This is a genomic window from Pseudomonas sp. E6002, from assembly GCF_013385565.1.
GTDB lineage: Bacteria > Pseudomonadota > Gammaproteobacteria > Pseudomonadales > Pseudomonadaceae > Aquipseudomonas.
Genome location: NZ_JACAPT010000015.1, coordinates 23,630 through 45,924, shown reverse-complemented (window position 1 = coordinate 45,924; position 22,295 = coordinate 23,630). Strand labels below are relative to the sequence as shown.

Annotated in this window: 23 protein-coding genes and 2 pseudogenes (1 of these 25 cut by a window edge); 10 read left to right on the top strand and 15 right to left on the bottom strand. The window is 62.2% G+C overall.

Going from position 1 to position 22,295, the window contains the following annotated elements; translation table 11 throughout:
- A pseudogene (locus HX815_RS13745) lies at positions 1-243 on the top strand (glucosidase); it begins 2,378 nt to the left of the window's first position.
- Between the two features lie 130 nt (positions 244-373).
- Here HX815_RS13745 and HX815_RS13740 read toward each other — a convergent pair.
- Both HX815_RS13740 and HX815_RS13735 read right to left on the bottom strand, forming a co-directional pair.
- The gene (locus HX815_RS13740; RefSeq protein WP_084380048.1) at positions 374-688 is read right to left on the bottom strand and encodes an SCP2 sterol-binding domain-containing protein; all 315 of its coding nucleotides are present in this window, start codon (positions 686-688) and stop codon (positions 374-376) included.
- Positions 689-744: 56 nt separating this feature from the next.
- Positions 745-1,455: a histidine phosphatase family protein gene (locus HX815_RS13735; RefSeq protein WP_087694873.1), complete on the bottom strand. Its 711-nt coding sequence runs from the start codon at positions 1,453-1,455 to the stop codon at positions 745-747.
- Between the two features lie 193 nt (positions 1,456-1,648).
- Here HX815_RS13735 and sohB point away from each other — a divergent pair, with 193 nt between their 5' ends.
- A complete protein-coding gene (gene sohB, locus HX815_RS13730) occupies positions 1,649-2,674 on the top strand; it encodes a protease SohB (protein WP_008434663.1) in 1,026 nt (341 codons plus the stop codon).
- Positions 2,675-2,826: 152 nt separating this feature from the next.
- On the opposite strand, the gene HX815_RS13725 is transcribed toward sohB, so the two are convergent.
- Together HX815_RS13725 and HX815_RS13720 are read right to left on the bottom strand one after the other, a co-directional pair.
- Complete coding sequence (locus tag HX815_RS13725; RefSeq protein ID WP_177028414.1) at positions 2,827-4,356, bottom strand: MFS transporter; 1,530 nt, start codon at positions 4,354-4,356, stop codon at positions 2,827-2,829.
- On the bottom strand, positions 4,353-4,838 hold the full coding sequence (locus tag HX815_RS13720) for a heme-binding protein (RefSeq protein WP_102605151.1): 486 nt from the start codon (positions 4,836-4,838) through the stop codon (positions 4,353-4,355). Before HX815_RS13720 ends, HX815_RS13725 begins: the two co-directional genes overlap by 4 nt.
- 103 nt (positions 4,839-4,941) lie before the next feature.
- Here HX815_RS13720 and HX815_RS13715 point away from each other — a divergent pair, with 103 nt between their 5' ends.
- Positions 4,942-5,823 (top strand): LysR family transcriptional regulator, encoded by an 882-nt coding sequence (locus tag HX815_RS13715; RefSeq protein ID WP_102368792.1) that lies wholly within the window; start codon positions 4,942-4,944, stop codon positions 5,821-5,823.
- A gap of 141 nt (positions 5,824-5,964) precedes the next feature.
- Here HX815_RS13715 and dhaL read toward each other — a convergent pair whose 3' ends face one another.
- The 7 genes from dhaL to HX815_RS13680 form a co-directional block, all read right to left on the bottom strand.
- Complete coding sequence (dhaL, locus tag HX815_RS13710) at positions 5,965-6,609, bottom strand: dihydroxyacetone kinase subunit DhaL (RefSeq protein ID WP_003215682.1); 645 nt, start codon at positions 6,607-6,609, stop codon at positions 5,965-5,967.
- A 3-nt stretch (positions 6,610-6,612) separates the two neighbouring features.
- Entirely contained in the window at positions 6,613-7,614 is a 1,002-nt protein-coding gene (locus HX815_RS13705) for a dihydroxyacetone kinase subunit DhaK (protein ID WP_003215684.1), read from the bottom strand.
- Between the two features lie 181 nt (positions 7,615-7,795).
- Positions 7,796-8,911, bottom strand: a complete 1,116-nt coding sequence (locus tag HX815_RS13700) for an erythritol/L-threitol dehydrogenase (RefSeq protein WP_008434653.1) — start codon at positions 8,909-8,911, stop codon at positions 7,796-7,798.
- A gap of 28 nt (positions 8,912-8,939) precedes the next feature.
- Positions 8,940-9,695 (bottom strand): SDR family oxidoreductase, encoded by a 756-nt coding sequence (locus HX815_RS13695; RefSeq protein WP_008434650.1) that lies wholly within the window; start codon positions 9,693-9,695, stop codon positions 8,940-8,942.
- Positions 9,696-9,846: 151 nt separating this feature from the next.
- Complete coding sequence (locus tag HX815_RS13690; protein ID WP_087694868.1) at positions 9,847-10,854, bottom strand: substrate-binding domain-containing protein; 1,008 nt, start codon at positions 10,852-10,854, stop codon at positions 9,847-9,849.
- Positions 10,855-10,893: 39 nt separating this feature from the next.
- Complete coding sequence (locus HX815_RS13685; protein ID WP_003215711.1) at positions 10,894-11,883, bottom strand: ABC transporter permease; 990 nt, start codon at positions 11,881-11,883, stop codon at positions 10,894-10,896.
- Complete coding sequence (locus tag HX815_RS13680) at positions 11,880-13,367, bottom strand: sugar ABC transporter ATP-binding protein (RefSeq protein ID WP_003215714.1); 1,488 nt, start codon at positions 13,365-13,367, stop codon at positions 11,880-11,882. The genes HX815_RS13685 and HX815_RS13680 overlap by 4 nt, the downstream gene beginning before the upstream one ends.
- A gap of 284 nt (positions 13,368-13,651) precedes the next feature.
- On the opposite strand from HX815_RS13680, the gene rpiB reads away from it, so the two are divergent.
- Together rpiB and HX815_RS13670 are read left to right on the top strand one after the other, a co-directional pair.
- Positions 13,652-14,113, top strand: coding sequence for a ribose 5-phosphate isomerase B (gene rpiB / locus HX815_RS13675; RefSeq protein ID WP_003215716.1), 462 nt, complete (start codon positions 13,652-13,654; stop codon positions 14,111-14,113).
- A gap of 63 nt (positions 14,114-14,176) precedes the next feature.
- Positions 14,177-15,157, top strand: a complete 981-nt coding sequence (locus HX815_RS13670; RefSeq protein ID WP_003215718.1) for a sugar-binding transcriptional regulator — start codon at positions 14,177-14,179, stop codon at positions 15,155-15,157.
- 140 nt (positions 15,158-15,297) lie between these two features.
- Here the strand turns inward: HX815_RS13670 and HX815_RS13665 are convergent, their stop codons facing one another.
- The gene (locus tag HX815_RS13665) at positions 15,298-16,251 is read right to left on the bottom strand and encodes an aliphatic sulfonate ABC transporter substrate-binding protein (protein WP_177028413.1); all 954 of its coding nucleotides are present in this window, start codon (positions 16,249-16,251) and stop codon (positions 15,298-15,300) included.
- Positions 16,252-16,389: 138 nt separating this feature from the next.
- Between HX815_RS13665 and HX815_RS13660 the strand changes: the two genes are divergently transcribed.
- Positions 16,390-16,995, top strand: a complete 606-nt coding sequence (locus tag HX815_RS13660; protein ID WP_003215723.1) for a histidine phosphatase family protein — start codon at positions 16,390-16,392, stop codon at positions 16,993-16,995.
- Positions 16,996-17,090: 95 nt separating this feature from the next.
- Here HX815_RS13660 and HX815_RS13655 read toward each other — a convergent pair whose 3' ends face one another.
- Positions 17,091-17,537: a GFA family protein gene (locus HX815_RS13655; protein WP_177028412.1), complete on the bottom strand. Its 447-nt coding sequence runs from the start codon at positions 17,535-17,537 to the stop codon at positions 17,091-17,093.
- A gap of 117 nt (positions 17,538-17,654) precedes the next feature.
- Here HX815_RS13655 and HX815_RS13650 point away from each other — a divergent pair, with 117 nt between their 5' ends.
- On the top strand, positions 17,655-18,548 hold the full coding sequence (locus HX815_RS13650) for a LysR family transcriptional regulator (protein ID WP_087694863.1): 894 nt from the start codon (positions 17,655-17,657) through the stop codon (positions 18,546-18,548).
- A gap of 50 nt (positions 18,549-18,598) precedes the next feature.
- Positions 18,599-18,691 (top strand): annotated as a pseudogene (locus HX815_RS31650) (cupin domain-containing protein); the annotation flags it as partial.
- On the opposite strand, the gene HX815_RS13645 reads toward HX815_RS31650, so the two are convergent.
- Entirely contained in the window at positions 18,660-19,238 is a 579-nt protein-coding gene (locus HX815_RS13645) for an acyl-CoA thioesterase (RefSeq protein WP_102368798.1), read from the bottom strand. The pseudogene HX815_RS31650 and the gene HX815_RS13645 sit on opposite strands and share 32 nt — an antisense overlap.
- Positions 19,239-19,344: 106 nt before the next feature.
- Between HX815_RS13645 and HX815_RS13640 the strand changes: the two genes are divergently transcribed.
- Positions 19,345-20,307 carry a GlxA family transcriptional regulator gene (locus tag HX815_RS13640; protein WP_102368799.1) on the top strand — a complete coding sequence of 321 codons (963 nt, stop codon included), beginning with the start codon at positions 19,345-19,347 and terminating at the stop codon, positions 20,305-20,307.
- A gap of 1 nt (position 20,308) precedes the next feature.
- Here HX815_RS13640 and HX815_RS13635 read toward each other — a convergent pair whose 3' ends face one another.
- Entirely contained in the window at positions 20,309-21,172 is an 864-nt protein-coding gene (locus HX815_RS13635; RefSeq protein WP_177028411.1) for a LysR family transcriptional regulator, read from the bottom strand.
- A gap of 102 nt (positions 21,173-21,274) precedes the next feature.
- Here HX815_RS13635 and HX815_RS13630 point away from each other — a divergent pair, with 102 nt between their 5' ends.
- Positions 21,275-22,273, top strand: a complete 999-nt coding sequence (locus tag HX815_RS13630) for a quinone oxidoreductase (RefSeq protein ID WP_177028410.1) — start codon at positions 21,275-21,277, stop codon at positions 22,271-22,273.
- Positions 22,274-22,295 lie beyond the last annotated feature (22 nt).

Below are 22,295 nucleotides of genomic sequence, written 5' to 3'. Positions count from 1 at the left end.
CTGGCGTCGCTGGAGGAGGTTGCGCAGGGGCTGAGCCAGCGGTTGACGAGCCTGTTTCTGAGGGATGAGAACGGTTCGAGGCCGTCGATGGTGGGGTATGCACAGTTGGAGGCGGACCCGGCGAGCCGCGACCTGGTGTTGTTCCATGAGTATTTTCATGGCGAGACCGGGCGGGGGTTGGGGGCTTCGCATCAGACAGGGTGGAGTGCGTTGGTGGCGCTGTTGTTGCAGCCAAAAACCTGAAAACAGCACAATCAAAATGTGGGAGCGGGCTTGCTCGCGAAAGCGGTGGGTCAGCCAACAAATCCTGCGCTGATACACCGCTTTCGCGAGCAAGCCCGCTCCCACACGGGTCTTGCCAGGGTTGCCCTGATCAGGCCGGGAACAGCTCGCTCAATTTCATGGCCAGCATCATGTCGCCTTCAGTGCGCAGTTTGCCGCCCATGAATGCCTGCATGCCGTCGGTTTCGCCGCTGACGATGCCTTTCATGGTATCGGCGTCCATCACCAGGGTGACTTGGGCGTCCGGGTTTTCACCTTCCAGCAGTTCGCAGGTGTTGTTTTTCACAACCAGCGAGAAGTTCTGGGTGTCGTCGATACGGAAACCGAACACCAGGTCCAGGCCGTCGGCAGCGGCTGGGTTGAATTTGGCTTTCATTGCTTCTACGGCTTTAGCTACGTCAGTCATGGTTTCGATCCTTTTATGGTGAGTCCAGTGACCTTGGGGTCACGGTTGGCCGCAATTCATCGGAAAGTGATGAGCTGCGGCGCCTTCAACAGTTGCAAGTGGGTATGGCTGTTGAAGGAAGCCAGTGCCACCTCGCGACCACGGAATTTCAGTTGGTTGAGCGAGGTGTTAACAATTTGCCAGTTCAGTTCGAAGGCCTGTGCGGCAGGCATTCGGGTAATCAGGTGGAGCAGGGCCGTGATGGTGCCGCCGGAGGTGAACACGGCGATCTTGTCACGGTTGTCGGCGGCTTCGAGGAGGCGTTGCAGGCCACCCTGGACACGTTCGACAAATCCCAGCCAGCTTTCCAGGCCCGGCGGGTCGTAGGTGCCGGCCAGCCAGCGTTCGATGATCAGGGAAAAGATGCGCTGGAATTCGCCACGGTTTTGCGCGGCGTTGCGCAATATGTGCAGGGCTTCGGGTTCGCTGTGCAGCAGGTCCGGGAGCAGGGCGCGGATGATCGCCTCGGCGTCGAACTCGTTGAACGCGCTGTCGATTTCCAGCGTGGGTACCGGCAGGCCGAGGGCGCTGTATTGTTCGAAGGCGGCGTTGGCGGTGTGCTGCTGGCGGCGCAGGTCGCCTGACAGGCAGCGGTCGAAGCCCAGGCCCAGTTCCGCCAGGTGGCGGCCAAGCACTTGCGCCTGTTGCACACCTATGGGCGACAGCACGTCGTAGTCGTCTGCACCGAAGGAGGCCTGGCCATGTCGAATCAGGTAGATGCTGCCCACGTCCGTTTTCCCGGTACGTTGAAAGTCTGGCGAGGTTATGGGGATGCCGGGAAGCTGTCAATGAAAAAACATACGCTTGTTTTAAAAGGTCGTTAGAGGCCCGCTGCTGGCGGTTTGATCACTGGCCCCATGGCGGTGGCGTCGGTATGCTTGGGCAATCCGCGCCTGGCGCACTGCACTTGTAAGGAGTCACATGGATTTTCTGGCCGAGTACGCTACTTTCCTGGCTAAAACCGTCACCCTGGTCGTCGCCATCCTGGTGGTGCTGATCAGTTTCGCCGCACTGCGCAGCAAAGGCCGCCGCAAAGCTGCCGGCCAGTTGCAGGTCAGCAAGCTCAATGACTTCTACAAGGGTTTGCGTGAGCGCCTGGAGCAGACCCTGCTCGACAAGGACCAGCTCAAGGCCCTGCGCAAGTCTGAAGGCAAGGCCGAAAAGAAGAAGGGCAAGAAGAAGCCAGAAGCCAAGCCACGGGTGTTCGTGCTGGATTTCGACGGCGACATCAAGGCCTCGGCCACTGAAAGCCTGCGCCATGAAATCACGGCACTGCTGAGCCTGGCCACACCCAAGGACGAAGTGGTGCTGCGCCTCGAAAGCGGCGGCGGCATGGTTCACAGCTACGGCCTGGCGTCGTCGCAACTGGCGCGTATCCGCGAGGCGGGCGTGCCGTTGACCGTGTGCATCGACAAGGTCGCGGCCAGCGGCGGCTACATGATGGCGTGCATCGGCGAGAAGATCATCAGCGCACCGTTTGCCATCCTCGGTTCGATTGGCGTGGTGGCGCAGTTGCCCAACGTCAACCGCCTGCTGAAGAAGCACGACATCGACTTCGAAGTGCTGACCGCCGGTGAATACAAACGCACCCTGACCGTGTTTGGCGAAAACACCGAGAAGGGCCGCGAGAAGTTCCAGGAAGACCTGGACATCACCCATCAACTGTTCAAGAACTTCGTATCGCGCTATCGCCCGCAGTTGGCCATTGATGACGTGGCCACCGGTGAAGTCTGGCTGGGCGTCGCGGCGCTGGACAAGCAACTGGTGGACCAGCTGCAAACCAGCGACGAATACCTGGCGACCAAGGCCAAGACCGCCGAGGTGTTCCACCTGCACTATGCCGAGCGTAAAAGCCTGCAGGAGCGGGTGGGCCTGGCGGCCAGCGGTTCGGTAGACCGGGTGCTGCTGACTTGGTGGAGTCGCCTGACCCAGCAGCGTTTCTGGTAACAATTCCAGCTGACGTTCGAAGATCAAAATGTGGGAGCGGCGGTGCGACGATTCGACTTGCTCGCGAATGCGGTGGATCAGTCACAGATGTATTGACTGACCCACCGCATTCGCGAGCAAGCCCGCTCCCACATTGGGTCGTGGTGGTCGCATTATCGAGTCAGTAAAGAGGCCTGCGGCACCGCCGGTATGGGATGCCGCATCAACGATCCCACCACCAACGCCCCCAGCAAACCCAACAACCCCGCCACCCACAGCACCACGCTGAACCCGCCGACGAACGCCTGCCGCGCCAGTGGCTGCACCATCCCTCGTGCCGTTTCAGGCAGCAACGCCATGGCCGCGGGCATATCGCCAGCCACTACCCGTGAAGCAATCCCTGCCGCCTGTTCCTGCCACTGGGAGCCGATGCTCGTGTGCAGCAACTGTTCGCTATGGCTGCTCAACAACGCCCCATACACCCCGATCGCCAACATGATCGCGCTGAAGCGCATGGTGGTGCTCATGCCCGACGCCATCCCCGCGCGGTCCCGTGGCACGCAGGCCATGATGTTTTTCTGCGTATCGCCATTGAGCAATCCCGCGCCGGCCCCCGTGATGGCAATCGCCAGGGCGAACGGCAGATAGCCGCCGATATTGACCGCCCAGGCACTCAGCAGGTTGCCGCACCCCACCAACGCCAGCCCCGTCGCCATCATCGTTGCCGGGGCAAAACGGCTAGCCAGTCGGGCGCCTATCCGCGGACAAATCAACATGGTCAAGGCAAACGGCAACATGCCCAGCCCGGAGGCAATCGCGGAGAACCCCAGGCCGTTTTGCAGGTAGAACGGCAGCAGCGTCATCATCACCTGGGCACAGCCGGCGTAGGCGAACATCCCCAGCAGTGCGCCGATAAAGCGCGGGTGCCTGAACAGTTGCAGGTCGACCATGGGCCGCTGTTGCAGGCGTTCGGCGAGTACAAAAACACCCAGCAACGCAGCGCCTCCCAGCAGCCGCGCATAAGTCAGCGGGTTGTCCCAGCCGATACGGTTGGCTTCGATCAAGCCCCAGATCAGGCACAGCAGGCTGGCACTGAAACTCAGGCTGCCCCAAGGGTCGAGCCTTGCAGCCTGGGCATCGCGGGATTCCGGAATCGCGCGCAGCACCAGTCCCATCAGCACCAGGCCGACCGGCAAATTCAGATAGAAAATCCAGCGCCAGCCCAGGTACTGGGTAATCAACCCGCCGAGGGTCGGCGCGGCGGTCATCGCCACGCCCATGCACGCGCCCCAGAAGGCCCAGGCCTTGGCGCGTTCCACTTCGTCATGGAAGGTATGGCCGATGGAGGCCAGGGCCGAGGTCAGCAGCAGCGCTGCGCCGACACCTTTGACGGCGCGAGCGATATCCAGGAACAACGCATTCGGCGCCGCACCGCAGCCGAGGGAGGCGAGGATGAAAATACCCAGGCCCCAGACCAGGGTCTTCTTGCGGCCAAAGCGGTCGGCAATGCTTCCGGCCGGCAATAGCAGGGCGGCGAAGGCCAGCATATAAGCGCTGACCACCCATTCGATATCGGCAAAATTCGCCCCCAGGTCCCGGGCGATGCTCGGCAGGGTCACGGCGACGATATTGGTGTCGAGCACGATCAGCGAACAGACCCCGGAGGCGGTCAGCAGCGTCAGGCGCGGGCTGACCTTGCTCATGGCTGCACCGAAGCCACCGCCGCGAGGGCGATCTCGTCATCGTGGGCCGGAGTATCTGCGCTGATGCCGATGGCGCCCACTACCTGGCCTTCAAGGATGATTGGCTGGGCGCCCTTCATCATCAACAGGCCGGCGGTGATGGCTGCCGGGCGGCCATTGTTGATAGCGTTTTCCAGGTCCCCGGACGGCCGCTTGAAGAGCGCTGAAGTGCGCGCCTTGCCTTGGGCCAGCTCGATACCGGCCACCACGGGAGCGCCATCCATGCGCAGCGTCAGGATCGGCCAGCCACCGTCATCGACGATGGCCACGGCGCAGGGCCAGCCCTTGTCGGCGGCGACCTTGCGCGCGTGTGCGGCGATCTGCTGGGCCGTTGCCAGGCTCAGGATTGCCTTGTGGGCAATGCTTGCGGGGGCTTCTGCGGCCAGCGCTGCGGGCACGGTGCAAAGACCGACAAGCACCAGGACCAATGATTTGACGAACATGGGAAAGCCTCTCTACTGTGAACGTACCGCGAGCTTATCCCCGGCAGGTGGCGTCCTTGTTAGGCGCCATACAGAACTTCATTACCTTTGAGCTAATCCTGTGATGGAAATACGTCATTTCCGCTACTTCCTGGCGGTTGCCCGGCAACGCAATTTCACCCGTGCTGCCGAACAGCTGGGTATCGCGCCGCCGACCCTGAGCCGGCAGATCCAGGACATGGAAACCACCCTCGGTACGCGCTTGTTTATCCGCCGCCAGCGCGAGGTCAGCCTGACCGAGGCGGGCGCGGCCTTGCTGATCGAGGCAGAGGCCACCGTGCGCCAGTTCGAGTTTGCCCAACGCAATGCCCAGCGCGCCGGGCGTGGCGAGATCGGTCATATCGAGCTGGGTTATGTGGCGTCGGCGGTGTATTCGGGGTTGTTGCAGCGCCAGGTGCAGTCGTTCTGCGCGGACTGCCCGGACGTGAGCCTCAGCGTGCGTGAGAGCCCCATGGCGGCGTTGCCGGGGCTGGTGGCGGAGGGGCGTTTCGATATTGGCTACATTCGTTCGCCGATGACCTTGCCTGACGGAGTCGACGGGGTGCGGTTGAACAGTGAGGGGTTTGTGCTGGCGTTGCCCCAGGATTCGTGGCTGCTGGGGTTGAAGGCAATCAGTTGCGAGCACCTGCAGAACGAGACCTTCATCTTGCCCGAGCAGATCAGTGGCACGCTGCACGTGGCAGCGCAGGGTGGTTACGCGCCGCGCCTGGGGCCACAGCCGGGTGGGTTGGTGGCGGTGATTGCGTTGGTGTCACTGGGGCAGGGCGTAGCGGTAGTGCCGGAGTCGGTGGTGGGGCATGTGAGCTTGCCGAATGTCGTGTACCGCAGCATCGAAGGCAGCGAGGCGTCGTCCTGGTTGTCGCTGATTTACCGGCGCTTTGAAAAGGCGCCGGCGGTGGCGCGGTATATAGAGCAGGTGAAGCAGGTAGCCAGGTTGAAGGTTTGATCGCGGCGGGTTAGGTGCTTCACGGGTTAAGTGTGTTGCTGCCTTCGCGAGCAAGCCCGCTCCCACCTTCGACGGCATTCCAAAGATGGAATTCGGTCGAAGGTGGGAGCGGGCTTGCTCGCGAAGGGGTCATTTCAAGCACTACACCAACCGCGGTTGAACCGAATCCGCCAATCGCGTCAGTATCAAGCAGCACGATACCGCCCCGGCATCCAGCACGCCCAACGAGCGCTCGCCCAGGCGGCTGGCACGCCCAATCTTCGCCACCAGATCCCTGGTGGAATCCCGCCCCCGCGAAGCAGCACTTTTCATCGCCTCCAGCGCATCGCTGAATGACGCTCCTGACCCATGGGCCTGTTCAAACGCCTCCACCGCCGGAATCAAGGTGTCCATCAAACACTTGTCACCCACGCCGGCTTCGGTGATGTCCTGCAACGAGGTCAACCCGCCCCGCAGCAAATGGGCAAAGGTCGCCGCGTCAATCTGTTCGCTGCCGCGCACCTCATCCGCCATGCCGATAAACAGGCTGCCATACAACGGCCCCATGGAACCGCCGATGCCTTCCATCAGGCTCAGTGTCAACTCATCCAGGGCTTCGGCCAGGGTCAGCTGGCGGCCTTCAATGGTGCGCCCGCAATGGGCAAACCCCTTGGCCATGTTGATGCCGTGGTCGCCATCGCCAATGGCGCCGTCGACTTCGCTCAGGTATTCGCGGTTGGCAACGATCACGCTGACCAGGTCGGCGACGATGGCGCTGCCGTCGTGGGTGGAGAAATGCTGGCTCATGGTTTAGTCCGCCTGGGTCATGCCGATGGAACGGCAGGGTTGGTCGATCAGGGATTTCAGCTCGGCGTCCAGGCCCAGCAAGGTCAGGGTCACGCCCATCATTTCCAGGGAGGTGAAGTAGTTGCCCACGTAGCAGCGGTGAATCTTCAAGCCCCTGGCTTGCAGCTGACGTTCAACCTCGGCGTAGAAAATGTAAAGTTCCATCACCGGCGTCGCACCCAGGCCCGAGACCAGCACCACCACGCTGTCGTCCTGGCTGAAGTCGCGGTCGGCGAGGATCGGTGCGAGCATGCGGGCCGCCATGGCCTCGGCGGATTCGATCGGGATGACTTCAATGCCAGGCTCGCCGTGATGGCCGATGCCCAATTCCATCTGCCCGTCGGGAATCTGGAAGTTCGGCTTGCCCACCGCTGCGATGGTGCAGGGCGTGAGCCCGATGCCGATGGAGCGGCAGTTGTCGACTGCCTTCTGGGCAACACGAATCACCCCGTCCAGGTCGTAATGCTGGGCCGCGGCTGCACCGCCGACCTTCCACATGAAGATCTCGCCTGCCACGCCGCGACGCTTGGCGATGTCGGCCTTGGGCGCCGAGGCCACGTCGTCGTTGGCGACCACGGTGCGGATGCGCATGTCCTTGCTGGCGGCCATCTTCATCGCCAGCTTCACGTTCATGTTGTCGCCGGCATAGTTGCCGTACAGGCACGCCACGCCGGCGCCGTGGTCGGCGGCACGGAAGGCGTCGAAGAAGCTTTTGGCGGTGGGCGAGGAGAAGATTTCGCCGACGGCCACGGCGTCCACCAGGCCCGGGCCGACATAGCCGAGGAACGCCGGTTCATGGCCGGAACCGCCGCCGGTCACGATGCCCACCCGGCCCTGTGGTGACGGCTTGGCCTTGCCGATCACCCGGGGATTGGTTTCGTATTGGCGCAGCTCGGGGTGCGCGACCAGAATACCCCGCAGCATGTCCTCGACCACCTGGTCCGGATCGTTTATCACTCGATTCATAACGCGGTTTCCTGTGTTCTTGTTCTTGGTGTGGGAGCCGAGGGCTTTTGTGGAAGCTGGCTTGCCTGCGATTGCATCGGCTCGGTGTCACAGATAGACCGAGGCGTCTGCATCGCAGGCAAGCCAGCTCCCACAAAAAGCCTAAGCCCGGCGCCCGCAGGGTTTTGGGTTATTGGGCCAATCAGGGTTCCAGGACGACTTTAAGCGACTTGTCCCCGCGCTCCATCACCGCAAACGCTTCCTTGAAGTCCGCCAGGGCAAACTTGTGGGTCACCACGTCGCGCATGTCGATCTTGCGGTTGCCGATAAAGTCGATGGCGCGCGGGTACATGTAGGGGCCGAGGTGCGAGCCCAGCACGTCCAGTTCCTTGCGGTCACCGATGATTGACCAGTCCACCGTGGCCTCGTCGTTGAACACGCTGAATTCCACGAAGCGCCCCAGCTTGCGCAACATCGCCAGGCCCTGGTTCACCGCCTTGTGGTGCCCGGTGGCTTCGATGTAAATGTCGCAACCGTACCCGTCGGTGATCTCGCGAATCTTCGCCATCACGTCGACTTCAGCCGGGTTCCACACTTCATCCGCACCCATGCGCAGGGCGAGGGCAGCGCGTTCGGGTTTCATGTCGAGCACGATGAGTTTTTTCGGGTTGCGCATGCGCACCGCACCGATGATCCCCAGGCCCAGGGTGCCGGCGCCGGCCACCACCACGATGTCGTCGAAATCCACATTCGCCCGTTCCGCCGCGTGCAGCGAGCAGGCCAGGGGTTCGATCAGGATGGCTTCGTCCGGGGCAATCGAGTCCGGTACTTTGTGGATGATGCCTTCCTTGGTGAAGATCATGTACTGGGCCATGGCGCCCTGGACGTTGTTCTGGAAACCGTACAAGTCGTGTTTCTGGCACATCCAGTACTGGCCGTGGTTGCAGAAGCGGCAGCCCCAGCACGGCACGATCTGTTCGGAAATCACCCGGTCGCCGACCTTCACCCCGCGCTTTTCCGCGCCAGGGCCGAGGGCGACCACGCGGCAGACAAACTCGTGGCCGGGAATCATCGGCGGCTTCACGTAGCGCGGCTGCTCGGCGTCGCCCCAGAACGAGGGCGCGCCGCGGTAGGTCTTGATGTCGCCCATGCAGATGCCGCACAGCTCGACCTTGGTGAGGATCTCGTCGGGGCCGGGCGTCGGCACATCGACGGTCTCCAGGCGATAGTCTTCGGGGCCGTGACAGACCACGGCCTGCATGGTTTTCGGAATGACGGGGGACAGTTGTTCGGCAGTGCGTTCGGTAACGGTAGACATGACGATAAACCTCACGACAAAGGATCAATTACTGGATGCTGTAGCCACCGTCGATCACCACGTTTTCCCCGGTGATCATCTGTGCGGCGTCGCTGAGCAGGTACAACGCCAGCCCGGCGATTTCTTCCGGCTGGGCAAAGCGGCCCGCCGGGATCTGCAATTTGGCCCGTTCCCCCAGCTCGCCCGCCCAGGCCTTTTTGCCGAGGGCGGTTTCGACGATGGTCGGGGAGATGGCGTTGACGTTGATGTGGGGCGCCCATTCCATGGCGAGCACCTTGGTCATGCCGACCACGGCGGCCTTGCTGGCGCAGTAGGCGACGTGACGGTCCAGGCCGATCACCGCCGCTTGGGAGGCGAGGTTGACGATGCGCCCGCTGCCCTGGGCCAGCATGTGCCTGGCGCAGGCCTGGGCCACGAAGAAACTGGCCTTGAGGTTGATGTCGAGAGTGGTGTCCCAGGCGTTTTCACTGACGTCCAGGGCCTTGTCCAGCAGGGCCACGCCGGCGCTGTTGACCAGGTAATCCAGGCGTTTGAAGTGATCGAATACGTAATCGACGGTGCTGTGCACCTGGTCGAGTTGGCGCAGGTCCACGGCGATGCCGATGTTCCCGGCGCCGAGGCTGGCGGCGACTTCGACCACGGCCGGGTCGCGGTCCAGCAGGGCCACCCGCGCGCCGCGTTCCACCAGCAGGCTGGCACAAGCCAGACCGATCCCGGCGGCCCCGCCGGTGATCACGGCGCAGCGGCCGGTGAGGTCGAAGGCTTGATTCCAGAATCCAGACATGAACATGACTCCATTTTTCAGATCGGTGGAGATCCAATGTGGGAGCGGGCTTGCTCGCGAAAGCGGTGTATCAGGTGGCACATCTGTTGAATGATCCACCGCTTTCGCGAGCAAGCCCGCTCCCACACTTGACCGGGTTTCAAGTCAAAACTTACTTCGTACCGCTCACCTGCTGGTACAGCGCATCCGCATTCGCATTGGTCACCGGCACCCACGGCAGGATGTAGTTCCTGGCGGTGCCGTCACCCCATTTCACGTCCTTGCCATAACGTTCCCAGATCACCGACTGCGGCTTGTAATCCTTGCCGGCCAGCGCCCGCAGCGCCACATCCAACGCGCCTTGGGACTGGGCCTGGGCGTCCTGGAGGAAGGTGGTCACTTCATCCTTCTTCGCCGCCTGGATCGCATCCGGCATGCCGTCGATGGACGTCACCGGCACATCCTTGGACGTCAGCCCATGGGACTTCAACGCCTGCACCGCACCGAGGGCCATGTCATCGTTTTGCGCGATCACCCCGTTGATGCCCTTGGGGTGTGCGTTCAGCCAGTCTTCGGTCAGGGCCAGGGCCTGGGCGCGGTCCCAGTTGGCGGTTTTCTTCTCGATGATCTTGATGTCCGGGTGCTTGCCCAGTACTTCCATCTCGCCCTTTTCGCGGTCGATCTGCGCCGACTGGCCAATCGGGCCCTGGATGATCACCACGTTGCCGCGGCCCTTGAGTTTGTCGACCATGGCCTGGGCCTGCAGGCGACCGCCTTCCACGTCATCGTTGCCAACATAAGGCACGTTGGCGTCCGCCACCTTGGTGTTGGAGGCGATCACCACCACGTCATTGCTCATGGCGGCCTTCACGGTGCCGACGCCGGCCTTGGTGTCGATCGGCACAAACAGGATCGCGTCGTAGTGCTGGGTCACCATGTTTTCAATCTGGTTGTTCTGGGTCAGTGCGTCATAGTTGCCGTCGAACACGGTCAACTGCACGGTGCCGTCCTTGACTGCGGGGTGTTCCTTCAGCTCGCGCACCCAGTTCTGCATGAACTGGCCCTTGAGCCCGTACACGGCGGCGCCGATCTTATAGGTCTTGCCATCGGCGGCCAGGGTGACACTGCTGGCGAGCAGGGAGAGTGCCGCGACGGCGGCCAAAGTCGTACCAGGTTTCATGAGAGAACTCCGTTATTGTTGTAGTGGTAGTTTTCAGAACTAGCGTTTCTTCTTGCGCCACACGTCAATCAGCACTGCGAACACGATGATCAGGCCCTTGGCGACCTGCTGGTAATAGGAGGACACGCCGAGCAGGTTCAGGCCGTTGTTGATCACGCCGATCAGCAATGCGCCAAACAGCGTGCCGACAATCGTGCCGGTACCGCCCGACAGGCTGGTGCCGCCGATTACCACGGCGGCAATCGCATCCAGCTCATACGAGGTGCCGGCCTGGGGCAGGGCAGAGGTGGTGCGCGCCGACAGCACCACACCGGCCAGCCCGGCGAGCAGGCCCGAGACCACGTACACCGAAAACATCACCTTGCGCACGCCGATCCCGGAGGTGCGCGCGCTCTTCTCGTTGCCACCCACCGCGTACACATAACGGCCGTAGGTGGTGTAGCGCAGCACCATCCAGAAGATCAGCGCGACCACGGCGAAGATCACGATGGGCACACCGATCGGGCCGATCTTGCCAATACCCAGCGCCAGGTAGGCGTCGGGCAGGTCAGTGATCGGGCTGCCGTCGTTCAAGATGAAGGTCATGCCCCGGGCAATGCTCAACATGCCCAAGGTCGCGACAAAGGGCGGGATCGACAGGTTGGCCACCATAAAGCCGTTCACCACTCCGAGCATCGCCCCGGCGAACATCCCGGCGCTGACCGCCGCCAGCACGCCATACCCCTGGGTCGCGACCATGGCGCTGCACAGCCCGGCAAAGGCCAGGATCGAGCCCACCGACAGGTCGATGCCCTTGGTGAGGATCACGTAGGTCATGCCTACGGCGAGGATCCCGTTGATAGAGGTCTGGCGCAGGATGTCCATCCAGTTGCGCCAGGTCATGAAGTATTCGCTGGCGAAGGCCATCACCAGGCACAGCAGGATGAACACCAGCGGCAGGCCGAAGCGGTCGAGGGACAGGCGCAGGCGACTGCGGGGTGCGGTCGTGACGGGGGCGGCTGCAGGTGTAGAAAGTGATTTGGCATTCATGAGGCAAGACTCAACAAGGCTTCCTGGGAAAGGGCGGTATCGCTGCTGATGGTCACCAGCCTTCCGCCTTTGAACACGGCAATACGGTCACTCAGGTGCAGCAATTCCGGGGCTTCGGACGACACCACAATTGCCGCGCCGCCGGCGCGCACGAACTGGTCCAGCAGGTGATAGATCTCCTGCTTGGCGCCTTCGTCGATGCCCCGGGTCGGCTCATCGCACAGCAGGCAGATCGGCTGGGTCGACAGGCATTTGGCGAGCACTACTTTCTGCTGGTTACCGCCGCTCATGGATTCCACCGGCAGGTCCAGGGAGGTGGTCTTGATCTGCAGGCGCTTGACCATGTCCTGGGCCAGTTGGTTTTCCTTGCGCGCATTGATCAGCGACCAGCTCGACAGCTGCTTGTACGCCGACAATGCGATGTTCGAGAGGATGCTGCCGCTGAGCACCAGGCCGCTGTCCTTGCGGTCTTCGGTGACCAGTGACATGCCGGCCTGGATCGTTGCCTTGGGCAGGCCGATGGGCATCGGTTTGCCTTGCAGGGTCACGCTGCCGGAGTCCGGCGTGGTGAGGCCGTAGATGCAGTTGAGGAATTCACTGCGGCCCGAGCCCATCAGCCCGTAGATGCCGAGAATTTCGCCCTGGCGCAGTTGCAGGCTGATGTCCTGGAACTCGCCGGCGCGGCTCAGGCTGTCGACGTCCAGGCAGCATTCGGCGGCGCATTCGCGGCCGACCTTGTGGTCGATGCGGGTCAGTTCCTGGCCGACGATGCCGCGCACCAGGTGGGCGCGGTCGATATCGGCCATGCGCCCGGTCTCAACGAAGGCGCCGTCGCGAAAGATGCTGTAGTCGTCGGCGATTTGCGCCAGTTCGCTGAGACGATGCGACACATAGATGATGCCGGCACCACGGGCGGTGAGGCGGCGGATGGCCTTGAACAGGGTTTCGGCCTCGCGCTCGCCGATGGCCGAGGTGGGCTCGTCCATGATCATCACCTGGCAGTCGTGGCTGAATGCCTTGGCGATCTCCACCAGCTGGATCTGCGCCACGCTCAGGCGATGCATGGGGCTGGTGGCGTCGACGTCGAACTCCAGGCCTTCCAGCAGTTCGCGAGTGCGCCGGTTGAGCTCCTTGCTGTCGACGATGCAGCCGGCGCGGCGCGGTTCGCGGCCCAGCCAGATGTTTTCGGCGACGGTCATGTAGGGGATGGGTTCCAGCTCCTGGGTGATCATCGCGATCCCCGCCGCGAGTGCTTCGCTGGGGCGGTTGAATTGAACGGGGGAGCCGTTGAGCAGGATGGTCCCGGCGTCACGCTGGGTGATGCCCATCAGGATGCTCAGGAAAGTCGATTTGCCTGCGCCATTGCCGCCGCACAGGGCGTGGACGCTGCCGGCCCGCAGAGAGAGGCGCCCCTCACGCAGGGCAGGAATCCCGGCGTAAGCCTTGGCGACGTGTTCAGCCTGGAGCAGTAATGGCGTGGCCATCGGCGTGTCCTCGTGCTGTGAATTCTTATTAGGTCGCACAGTCATGTTTCGCTGTGAGCATATGTGTATCAAATGAAATTCTGATCAGTCAATCTCTTTCACTGAAAAGTTGTAAATGGATGGATTTGCGCAAAGTAAGCCGGTTTAGAGGGCTTTGACTGGAAGGTCAGCTAAATCCTGCTTGACAGGGCGACTGGAATATCCGAGAAATGACTGAGCTAAATTTCACTGAGTGATCATATGATCACTCTCCAGTACCCAAAACGGCAGCGGAGCCAAACGCCATGAACACACCTTTCCCGGTGGCTATCGGATGCGATGAAGCGGGTTATGAGCTCAAAGAACTGTTGAAGCGCCATATCGAGGCGCTGGGTTACCCGGTGACGGACTTCGGCACCCATTCCACGGCGCCGGTGCTGTACCCGGACATTGCCCTGGCGGTGGCCACGGCGATCAATGCCGGCGAGCAACGCTTGGGCGTGCTGGTGTGCGGCACTGGCATTGGCATGGCCATCTCGGCCAACAAAGTCCTGGGGATTCGTGCGGCCCAGGCCCATGACACTTATTCGGCGGAGCGGGCACGCAAGAGCAACGATGCGCAGATCCTGTCCATCGGTGCACGGGTGATCGGCGCGGAACTGGCCAAGAGCATCGTCAAGTCGTTCCTGGAGTCGGAGTTCGAAGCCGCGCGTTCCGGGGCCAAGGTCGACCGCATCAACGCGATCGAGCGTGACGGGCATCAGTAGTGGACGGAACGGGGCAAGAGTCGGGAGAATGCGCCTTTGACACCGAAACGGAAGCCCGTGCCCATGAGTGACAGTACCCAGCGCATCGCCAGCGACATCGACCTGATGACCGAAGTGGCGATGCTCTATTACCTTGAGAACGTCACTCAGGAAGCCATCGCCAAGCGCTTCGACCTGTCCCGGGCAAAAGTCAGCCGCCTGCTCAAACGCGCACGGGATGAAGGGATTGTCGAGGTGCGGGTGTTGCAGCACCCGGCGATGAACAACGAGCTGGAACAGGCGCTGGTGGAGCGCTTCCAGCTGGACCGCGCGTTGATTGCGGTCGACCACAGCGACCCGGACACCCAGCGCTCGGCGGTGGCGAGCCTGGTGGCCAACTACCTGAACAAAACCCTCAGCGACGGCATGATCGTCGCGGTTGGCATGGGGCGCAACGTCGGTGCGGTCGCCGATAATGTGTTTTTGCCGGTGACCCGCAACTGTACGTTTGTGTGCGCGATTGGCGGTTCGCTCAAGGCGGGTGAATACATGAACCCCGACCACATTTGCCGGCGCCTGGCCCTGCGGTTTGGTGGCGAGAGTGAAAGCCTGTACGCCCCGGCGCTGGTGGCCAATCCGGAACTGCGTGGGGTGTTGATCAGCAACGATACGGTGCGTTCCACGCTTGACCGTGCCCGCCGTGCGGACATGGCGTTGATCGGCATCGGTGACATGAGTGAAAACAGCAACATGGTGCGCATGGGGTGGTTTTCGCCCCAGGAAATTGCACAGGCGCGGTTGTCCGGCACGGTGGGGGACATGATGGGTTATGACTTCATCGACATTCATGGCCAGCCGGCGGTCAACGCGATTCAGGGGCGGGTGATCGGGTTGACGGTGCAGGAGCTGTTTCGGATTCCGGATGTGGTGGCGATTGCCAGTGAAAACACCAAGGCGGCGGCAACGCTGGGGGCGTTGCGTTCGGGAGTGATCAATACCCTGGCGACCACGGTGACCAATGCTCACACCATCCTTGCGCTGGATGACGCGACGCGTAAAAGCTGACACCGCCGATAGTCCAGGCCCTGAACATCAACTGTGGGAGCTGTCGAGCCTTGGCGAGGCTGCGATGGCATCACCGCGGTATGACTGGAGTACCGAGTTGTCTGCATCGCGGACAAGCCCGGCTCCCACAGTTGACTGCCTCAGGGTTTCCACACCTGCACATCCTGCGCATCCACCGCCTTGGGCAACAACCCCGCCTTGAAGAACGCATCCGCAATCTTCTGTTGCTCCCCCAGTTGATCCAGCGTCACCGGTTGCACCTCATAACTGCGATGAGCATTGGCGGCCTCGACAGTCTCCACATCCAGGTTGCCCCACAATGGCCCCAGCACTTTCGCGGCATCACGCGGGTGGCTCTTCACCCACTCGCCAGCCTGGTGCAACTGCTCGTACACCAGCTTCAGCACTTCCGGATGCGCCTGGGCATAGGGCGTACCCGTCAGGTAATAGCGCTTGTAACTGGCCAGCCCGGTACCGTCCGCAAGGGTGCGGGTGGGCAGTTGGCGCTGCACGCTGGTGAGGAACGGTTCCCACGTGACCCAGGCATCAACCTTGTTGTTTTCAAACGCAGCGCGGCCATCGGCGGGCGTCAGGTACGCCGGCTCGATATCGGAGAAGGCCAGCCCCGCCTTGTCCAAGGCAGCGATCAATAAATAGTGAGTGCCGGCGGCCTTGGTCACGGCGATTTTCTTGCCTTTCAAATCCGCCAGTTGCTGGATCGGCGAGTCCTTGCGCACCACGATCGCCTGGGCTTGGGGCGAGGGCGCTTCCTGGGCGAAGTAGGTGAGCTTGGCCTGGGCGGCCTGGGCGAAGATCGGTACGGTGTCGGCCACGTCAGCGCTGATATCCACGTTACCGACGTTGAGTGCTTCCAGCAGCGGCAGGCCACTGGGGAACTCGTGCCAGGTGACGTCGATGCCGTCGGCCTTGAGGGCTTTTTCCAGGGTGCCCTGGGTTTTCAGCAAGGTGATCAGGGTCGAGGATTTCTGGTAACCGATGCGTACGGTTTCCTGGGCTTGTGTGCTCAGGGTGGTGCAGAGGCCCAGTGTGGCAAGGCCTGCGATGAAAAGGCGATGGAGCGAAAACTGGGGCATGGCGTGCTCGACTCTTAATGGATTAAGGTGAGCTTATTGTTCTAAAAAACATTCGATAAATAATTTTTCGATCTTAGCTTAGGCCTTTATCGGGTGCGCCGGTCGCGGCCTTTCAGCGTCAGGATGAAGGAGGGCGGTATGCAGTTGTATGTTGTTCGTCACGGCGAAACTCAAGCCAATGCCGAGGGGCGTTACCAGGGCTCGCTGGACATTGATCTCAACGAACGGGGCGTGCTGCAGGCGCGGGAGTTGCGGGAAAAATTGCCGGCGCAGATCGACGCCGTCATCGTCTCGCCGCTGCGCAGGGCTCAGCAAACGGCGGCCATTGTGTTTGCGGATGATGGGCTGCAACTGCCTACGCTGGATGCGTTTCGTGAGCGCGGCGTGGGGGTGTTTGAGGGACTGACCCAGGCGGAGGCGGCGCAGCGTTATCCCGACCTTTGGGCGCAGAATATTACCCGGCAATGGGAGCGGGCACCCACGGACGGTGAGTCAATCTCGCAGTTCGTCGAGCGCATCCGGGGCGGATTGAATCAGTTGCTGGTGAACCATGGGCAACAGGTGGTGGTGCTGGTTGCCCATGGGGTTGTCGCCAAGGCGATTCGCGCATTGGTTCGCGATGATTTCTCAGACTTCTTCGCCTGGCAGTTGCGCAATGGCGAAGTGCTGAGCCTCAACATCGACGCAGAGCCCAATGTGGCGAGGGAGCTTGCTCCCGTTGGGGTGCGAAGCGCCCCCTGGTAGGCCGCTGCGGTCTTTCAGGATGGGCCGGTCAATGCTTTTGGGGTTGCTGCGCAACCCAGCGGGAGCAAGCTCCCTCGCCACAGTGTGGGTGTGAGTCATGTCTGCAGGGGAACGCTCAACGCCTGCGCAAACGCCTGGGGCGCAGGGCTTTCCGGCCAGGTCGGAACACCCTCCGCCAGCGTTACCCACGGCTGCTTGTGCCGCAGCCAGATATGCGCCACCGGCTGCACGGACGGGCTCTCATCCAGTGTCCCGACTCGCAGCACAACCAACCCCGGCGCGGCCGTCGTGGTGTTGCAGATCCGCGTATGGCACACCCCGCACAACCGATGTTCCGAGCGCTGCCCATCAACGTCATAGGCATATTCCGTCAGCGAACCTTCAACCCGCAGCGCATCCGCCGGCAACAGCGCATGCAGGGCAAACGCGCTGCCGCTCCAGGTCTGGCAGTGGCGGCAATGGCAGGCATACACCGCCAGCGGCGCGTCGGTATCGAGGGTGTAGGTCACGCGGGCGCAGCGACATTGGCCGGTGAGTGTCATCAAAAACGATCCTGTGCAAAGTGAGGGCGAAAGCCCCATCGGTTATGCTCGCCAGCATGCCGCAGCCTCCGAACAAAGAACATCCGCCAAAACTGCCCAGCGGCTCACAGGAAATGTATGAACGCCCCGCAACTCCAATGGGAAACCCAGCGCGCCTTCCTCGCCGTGTTGCGCACCGGCAGCCTGTCGGGCGCGGCCCGTTTGCTGGGGATTGCCCAGGCCACCGCGCGGCGACGGATCGAGGCCCTGGAGCAGAGCGTCGGGGTCAGCCTGTTTATCCGCTCACCCGCCGGGCTGTTGCCCACCGACACGGCCAAGGACCTGATCAGCCACGTTGAAGCGATGGCCGTTGCCGCCAACGCCTTCAGCCGCGCAGCCTCGGCCGACACGGCCCTCGCCGGCGGCACGGTGCGGCTCACCAGCGGCAAGCTGCTGGGCGTTGAAGTGCTGCCGCCCATGTTGCGCAGCCTGCGCCGTGATCATCCGCAATTGGCCATCGAACTGAGCGTATCCAATCGGCTGCAGGCACTTGCCCGGCAAGAGGCCGACGTCGCCGTACGCATCCGTCGCCCGGTCGAATCCACGGTGGTCGCGCGCAAGGTCGGCGACCTTCACGTAGGGTTGTACGCCGCACCCGAACTGTTGGCAGAGCAGGGCACGCCGGACACCGTTGCACAATTGCACGGCTACCCGCTGATCGGGCCGGACCGCAACTTGCTGGAGATCGAATTCCTGGGTGAGCGCGGTTTCGACTGTTCGGCGCCCAGTACGGTGATTCGCACCGACGATCACCTCGCGCAGTTGGCCGCTCTGCGTGCGGGGCTGGGGATCGGCGTGTGTTCAGCCCAGGTGGCACAACGTCACGGGCTGGTGCGGGTGTTGCCCGCGCAGGTGGATTTCAAGGTTGACGTGTGGATCGCCATGCATCAGGACATGCGCAAGGTCCCGCGCATCGCCGTGGTGTTCGATGGCTTGGGCGCGGCCCTGACGGACTTCTTTCAGCCGCGATAACGCAACGCTTCCACCAACAGCGCAAATGCGGGTGAAGCCTGGCGGCCACCATGACCCATATCGCGATTAACGAAATGCTCGACGGCAAGGTGGTGGACTGTATGGAGCAGGTCAGCGACGCTCAGTACTCGACCGCGCAATAACACCTGAACGGTGCTCCTCCTCGCGCAACTGGGCGCTCATGGTGTCGCAACTGTGCGTCCACGCCCTCAGCCATTCAGGCATCGCGGGTGATACCTCGGCCAATCCCAGCTCCCGCACAAAATCTGCGGCGGGGAGGGTGCCCTTGGCCGAGCGAAACAGCCCGCGCATCACCACTACTCCGACCACGCGGCCCCGGCTGACGAAGCGGTGCTCCATCACGCTCCATTTTTGATCCCAGCCCAGAATCCGGGTGTGGATTTCAAACGCTTCGAACAGCTTCAATTCCCGTCGGAACTTGCCCCAGGTGTCACCGACAACCGGCAGCGCCTTATTGCGCAAAGCCACGCGAAATGCGCCGCTGCGCAGTACGAAATCCATGCGCCCGACATCGGCCAGGGTGAAATACCGGCCGTTGGTGACGTGCCGGTTGAGGTCAAGGTCCAGCGGCCAGACACGCATCCGTACAACGGTGGTGGCCAGGCCATCGACGGGCTTGCGCCAGGGGCGCCGAAACAGCATGAGCAGTAAGCGAAACCAGAGATTCATGAATTAGCCGAGCAGTGATTGAAGCTCGCACTGTAGTGCGGAGGAATCAGGTAAGGTAGGTGCGCAAATGACTTATTTCATGCGAAAAGCGCAATCTGGAATTTTTATGCACATTACCCTGCTCCTGGCCGATCGGTGTTCGGCTGCCAGCGCCACGCTCGCCCTTGAGATGCTGAGTGCGGCCAATCTGTTTGCCGAGGGCAAGCAGCCCTTTGAAGTGGTCGTCGTCTCGCTCGACGGTCAGGTCGTCAACGCTTGGGGCGGGCAGTGCTTGCAGGTTGATTGTTCGATGGCACAAGTAGGGCACACGGATCTGGTGCTGATACCGGGGTTTTTGTTCACCTTGAAAGAGGCCTTGCCGGCGTTTCCCGCCTACGGTGCATGGCTGCGCAAGCAGCACGCGCAAGGCGCGGTGGTTGCATCAATGTGCACCGCCGCGTTCATGCTTGCCGAGAACGGTCTACTGGATGGGTTGCGCGCCACCACTCACTGGGCTTTTGCCGAACTCTTTGCCCGGCGCTACCCCGGGGTGACGTTGCAGGAGACGCAGATCCTCTGTGAAGAAAACCGGGTGATCACCAGCGGCGGGGCGAGTGCTGCGATGGACCTGCTGTTGCATCTGATACGCCGCTTCGGCACACCGGAGTTGGCGCATACCTGCAGCAAGTACCTGCTGATCGACAACGTGCGCAGTGAGCAATCCATCTATGTGATGTGGTCATCGCCTAAAAATCACGGCGACGGAGATATTTTGCGGGTGCAACACTGGCTGGAGCAGCACTTTGCACAAGCCGTTGTAATCGATGACCTGGCTCGGCGCTTTGGTTTTGGCGTTCGCAATTTCAAGCGGCGCTTCAAGGAGGCCACCGGCTATACACCCATTGCCTACCTGCAAACCCTGCGTTTGGAGCGGGCCAAGCTACTGCTGGAAACCACCCGCATGACGCTGGACAGCATCACCTACGCCGTAGGCTATGAGGACAGCAATTCCTTCCGCCGCTTATTTGAGCAACGGGTGGGTGTGTTGCCGGTGGCTTATCGCAAGAAATTCCAGCCCGCCCTCAACTGAGTCAGCGCCGCAACTGCGGCTCGCCTTCAATGCAGCTCACCAGAAACTCCATCACCACCTTCACCGAAGGCGAGCGGCGCATATCCGGATACACCGTCAGCCAGATATCGCGAACCGGGCCTTCGGTGTTTGTTGCCAGGCGCACCAATGCCGGGTCGTGATCGCCCACCAGCGTGGGCAACACCACTGCACCCACCTGGGCCCGGGCGGCCATTTGCTGGGTGATCAGGTCGCTGGCGGCGAAGGCAATCGTGCGGTTGCCGCGTACCTGATGCATCCACGCCTGTTGGGGCAGGTGGTCGCGGGTGGCGTCATAGGCAATGAACGTCCACTGTTCAGCGGGTAACTGCTTGAGCTCGGGCGTGGCATAGAGCCCGAAACGCACGGCGCCGACCTTTCTGCGTACCAGCGCTTCCTCATCGGGACGCACCGTGCGCAGGGCAATGTCGGCTTCGCCTTTGTCGAGGGCGGCCAGCGTCGTCGAGGACATCAACACGATATTCAGCTTGGGATACTGCGCCCTGAACCGTGCGACATGGGGCGCGATGCAGTGGATGGCAATCGACGGCGGGCAACTGACCCGCACGGTGCCGGCCACTTCGATCGAGGCCACGCGGGACAGGCGCATCACTTCGGTGGCCATGTCGCCCATGCCTGACGCCAATTTCGCCAGTGCCCGGCCTTCCTCGGTGAGCGGCCGACTGCGGGGCAGGCGGTCTACCAGTTTGACGCCGAGGGCTTTTTCCAGGGCATCGACGCGCCGGCCGACGGTGGCGTGTTCCACCTGCAGCTCGCGGGCGGCAGCCGACAGTGATTGGGTGCGCGCCAGCACGGTGAAGAAATACAGATCCTGCCAGTCGAACATCGGGTTATTTTCGCACGGAGGGTGGGAGGTGTTGGGGAATTCTCGTACAGATTAGCGCCTTTTACCATGGCGCATTCCCACTGCAAACGGAGTTGTCCCGCGATGAAAGCCCTCACCCTTGAAACCTACGGCGGCCCGGAAGTTGTTCAACTGCGCCTTGATGTGCCCAAACCCCAGGTGACCGCCGGCCATGTACTGGTCAAGGTGGCCTGTGCCGGGATCAATTTCATGGATGTTCACACCCGCCAGGGCAAGTACGCCAAGTCGGTGACCTACCCGGTACGGCTGCCGTGCACCCTGGGTATGGAAGGCGCGGGTGTGGTGGTGGCGGTGGGCGAGGGCGTGAGCCATTTGGCTCCGGGTGATCGGGTGGCCTGGTGCATTTCATGGGGCGCGTTCGCCGAATACGCCAGCGTGCCCGCCGCGCGAGTGGCGCAGATTCCCAATGCGATCGGCTTCGATCAGGCGGCTGCGGCGATGTTCCAGGGCTGCACGGCTCACTACCTGATTGAAGACGTCGCGCGGTTGCAGGCGGGCAACAGCTGCCTGATCCATGCCGCGTCCGGCAGCATCGGCCAGTTGCTGGTGCAAATGGCCCGGCGACTCGGTGCCACGGTATTCACCACCGGCAGCAGCACTGAAAAATGTGCGATTGCCCTTCAGCGCGGTGCTGATCACGCCTGGCCATACGACGGGTTTGCCGAGCGAGTCTTGCAGGTAACGCAGGGGCGGGGTGTGGACGTGGTGTTCGATTCGGTGGGCAAGGCCACCTTGCGTGAAAGCTTCAAGGCCTGTCGTACGCGGGGGCTGATCGTCAATTACGGCAACGTCTCCGGTTCGATCACTGACCTCGATCCGATGGAGTTGGGGGAGGCCGGTTCACTGTTCCTGACTCGCCCACGGCTCAACGACCACATGGCTGACGGGCCTACGGTGCAGAGGCGTGCCAATGCGGTGTTCGCGGCGATACTTGAAGGTTCGCTGACGGTGGATATCGAAGGGCATTACGCCCTGGAAGAGGTGCAGCAGGTGCACGCGAGGATTGAGGCACGGCAGCAGATTGGCAAGGCGGTGGTGTGGCTGGACCGTGAACTTCACTAATGGCGAGGGAGCTTGCGTGGCG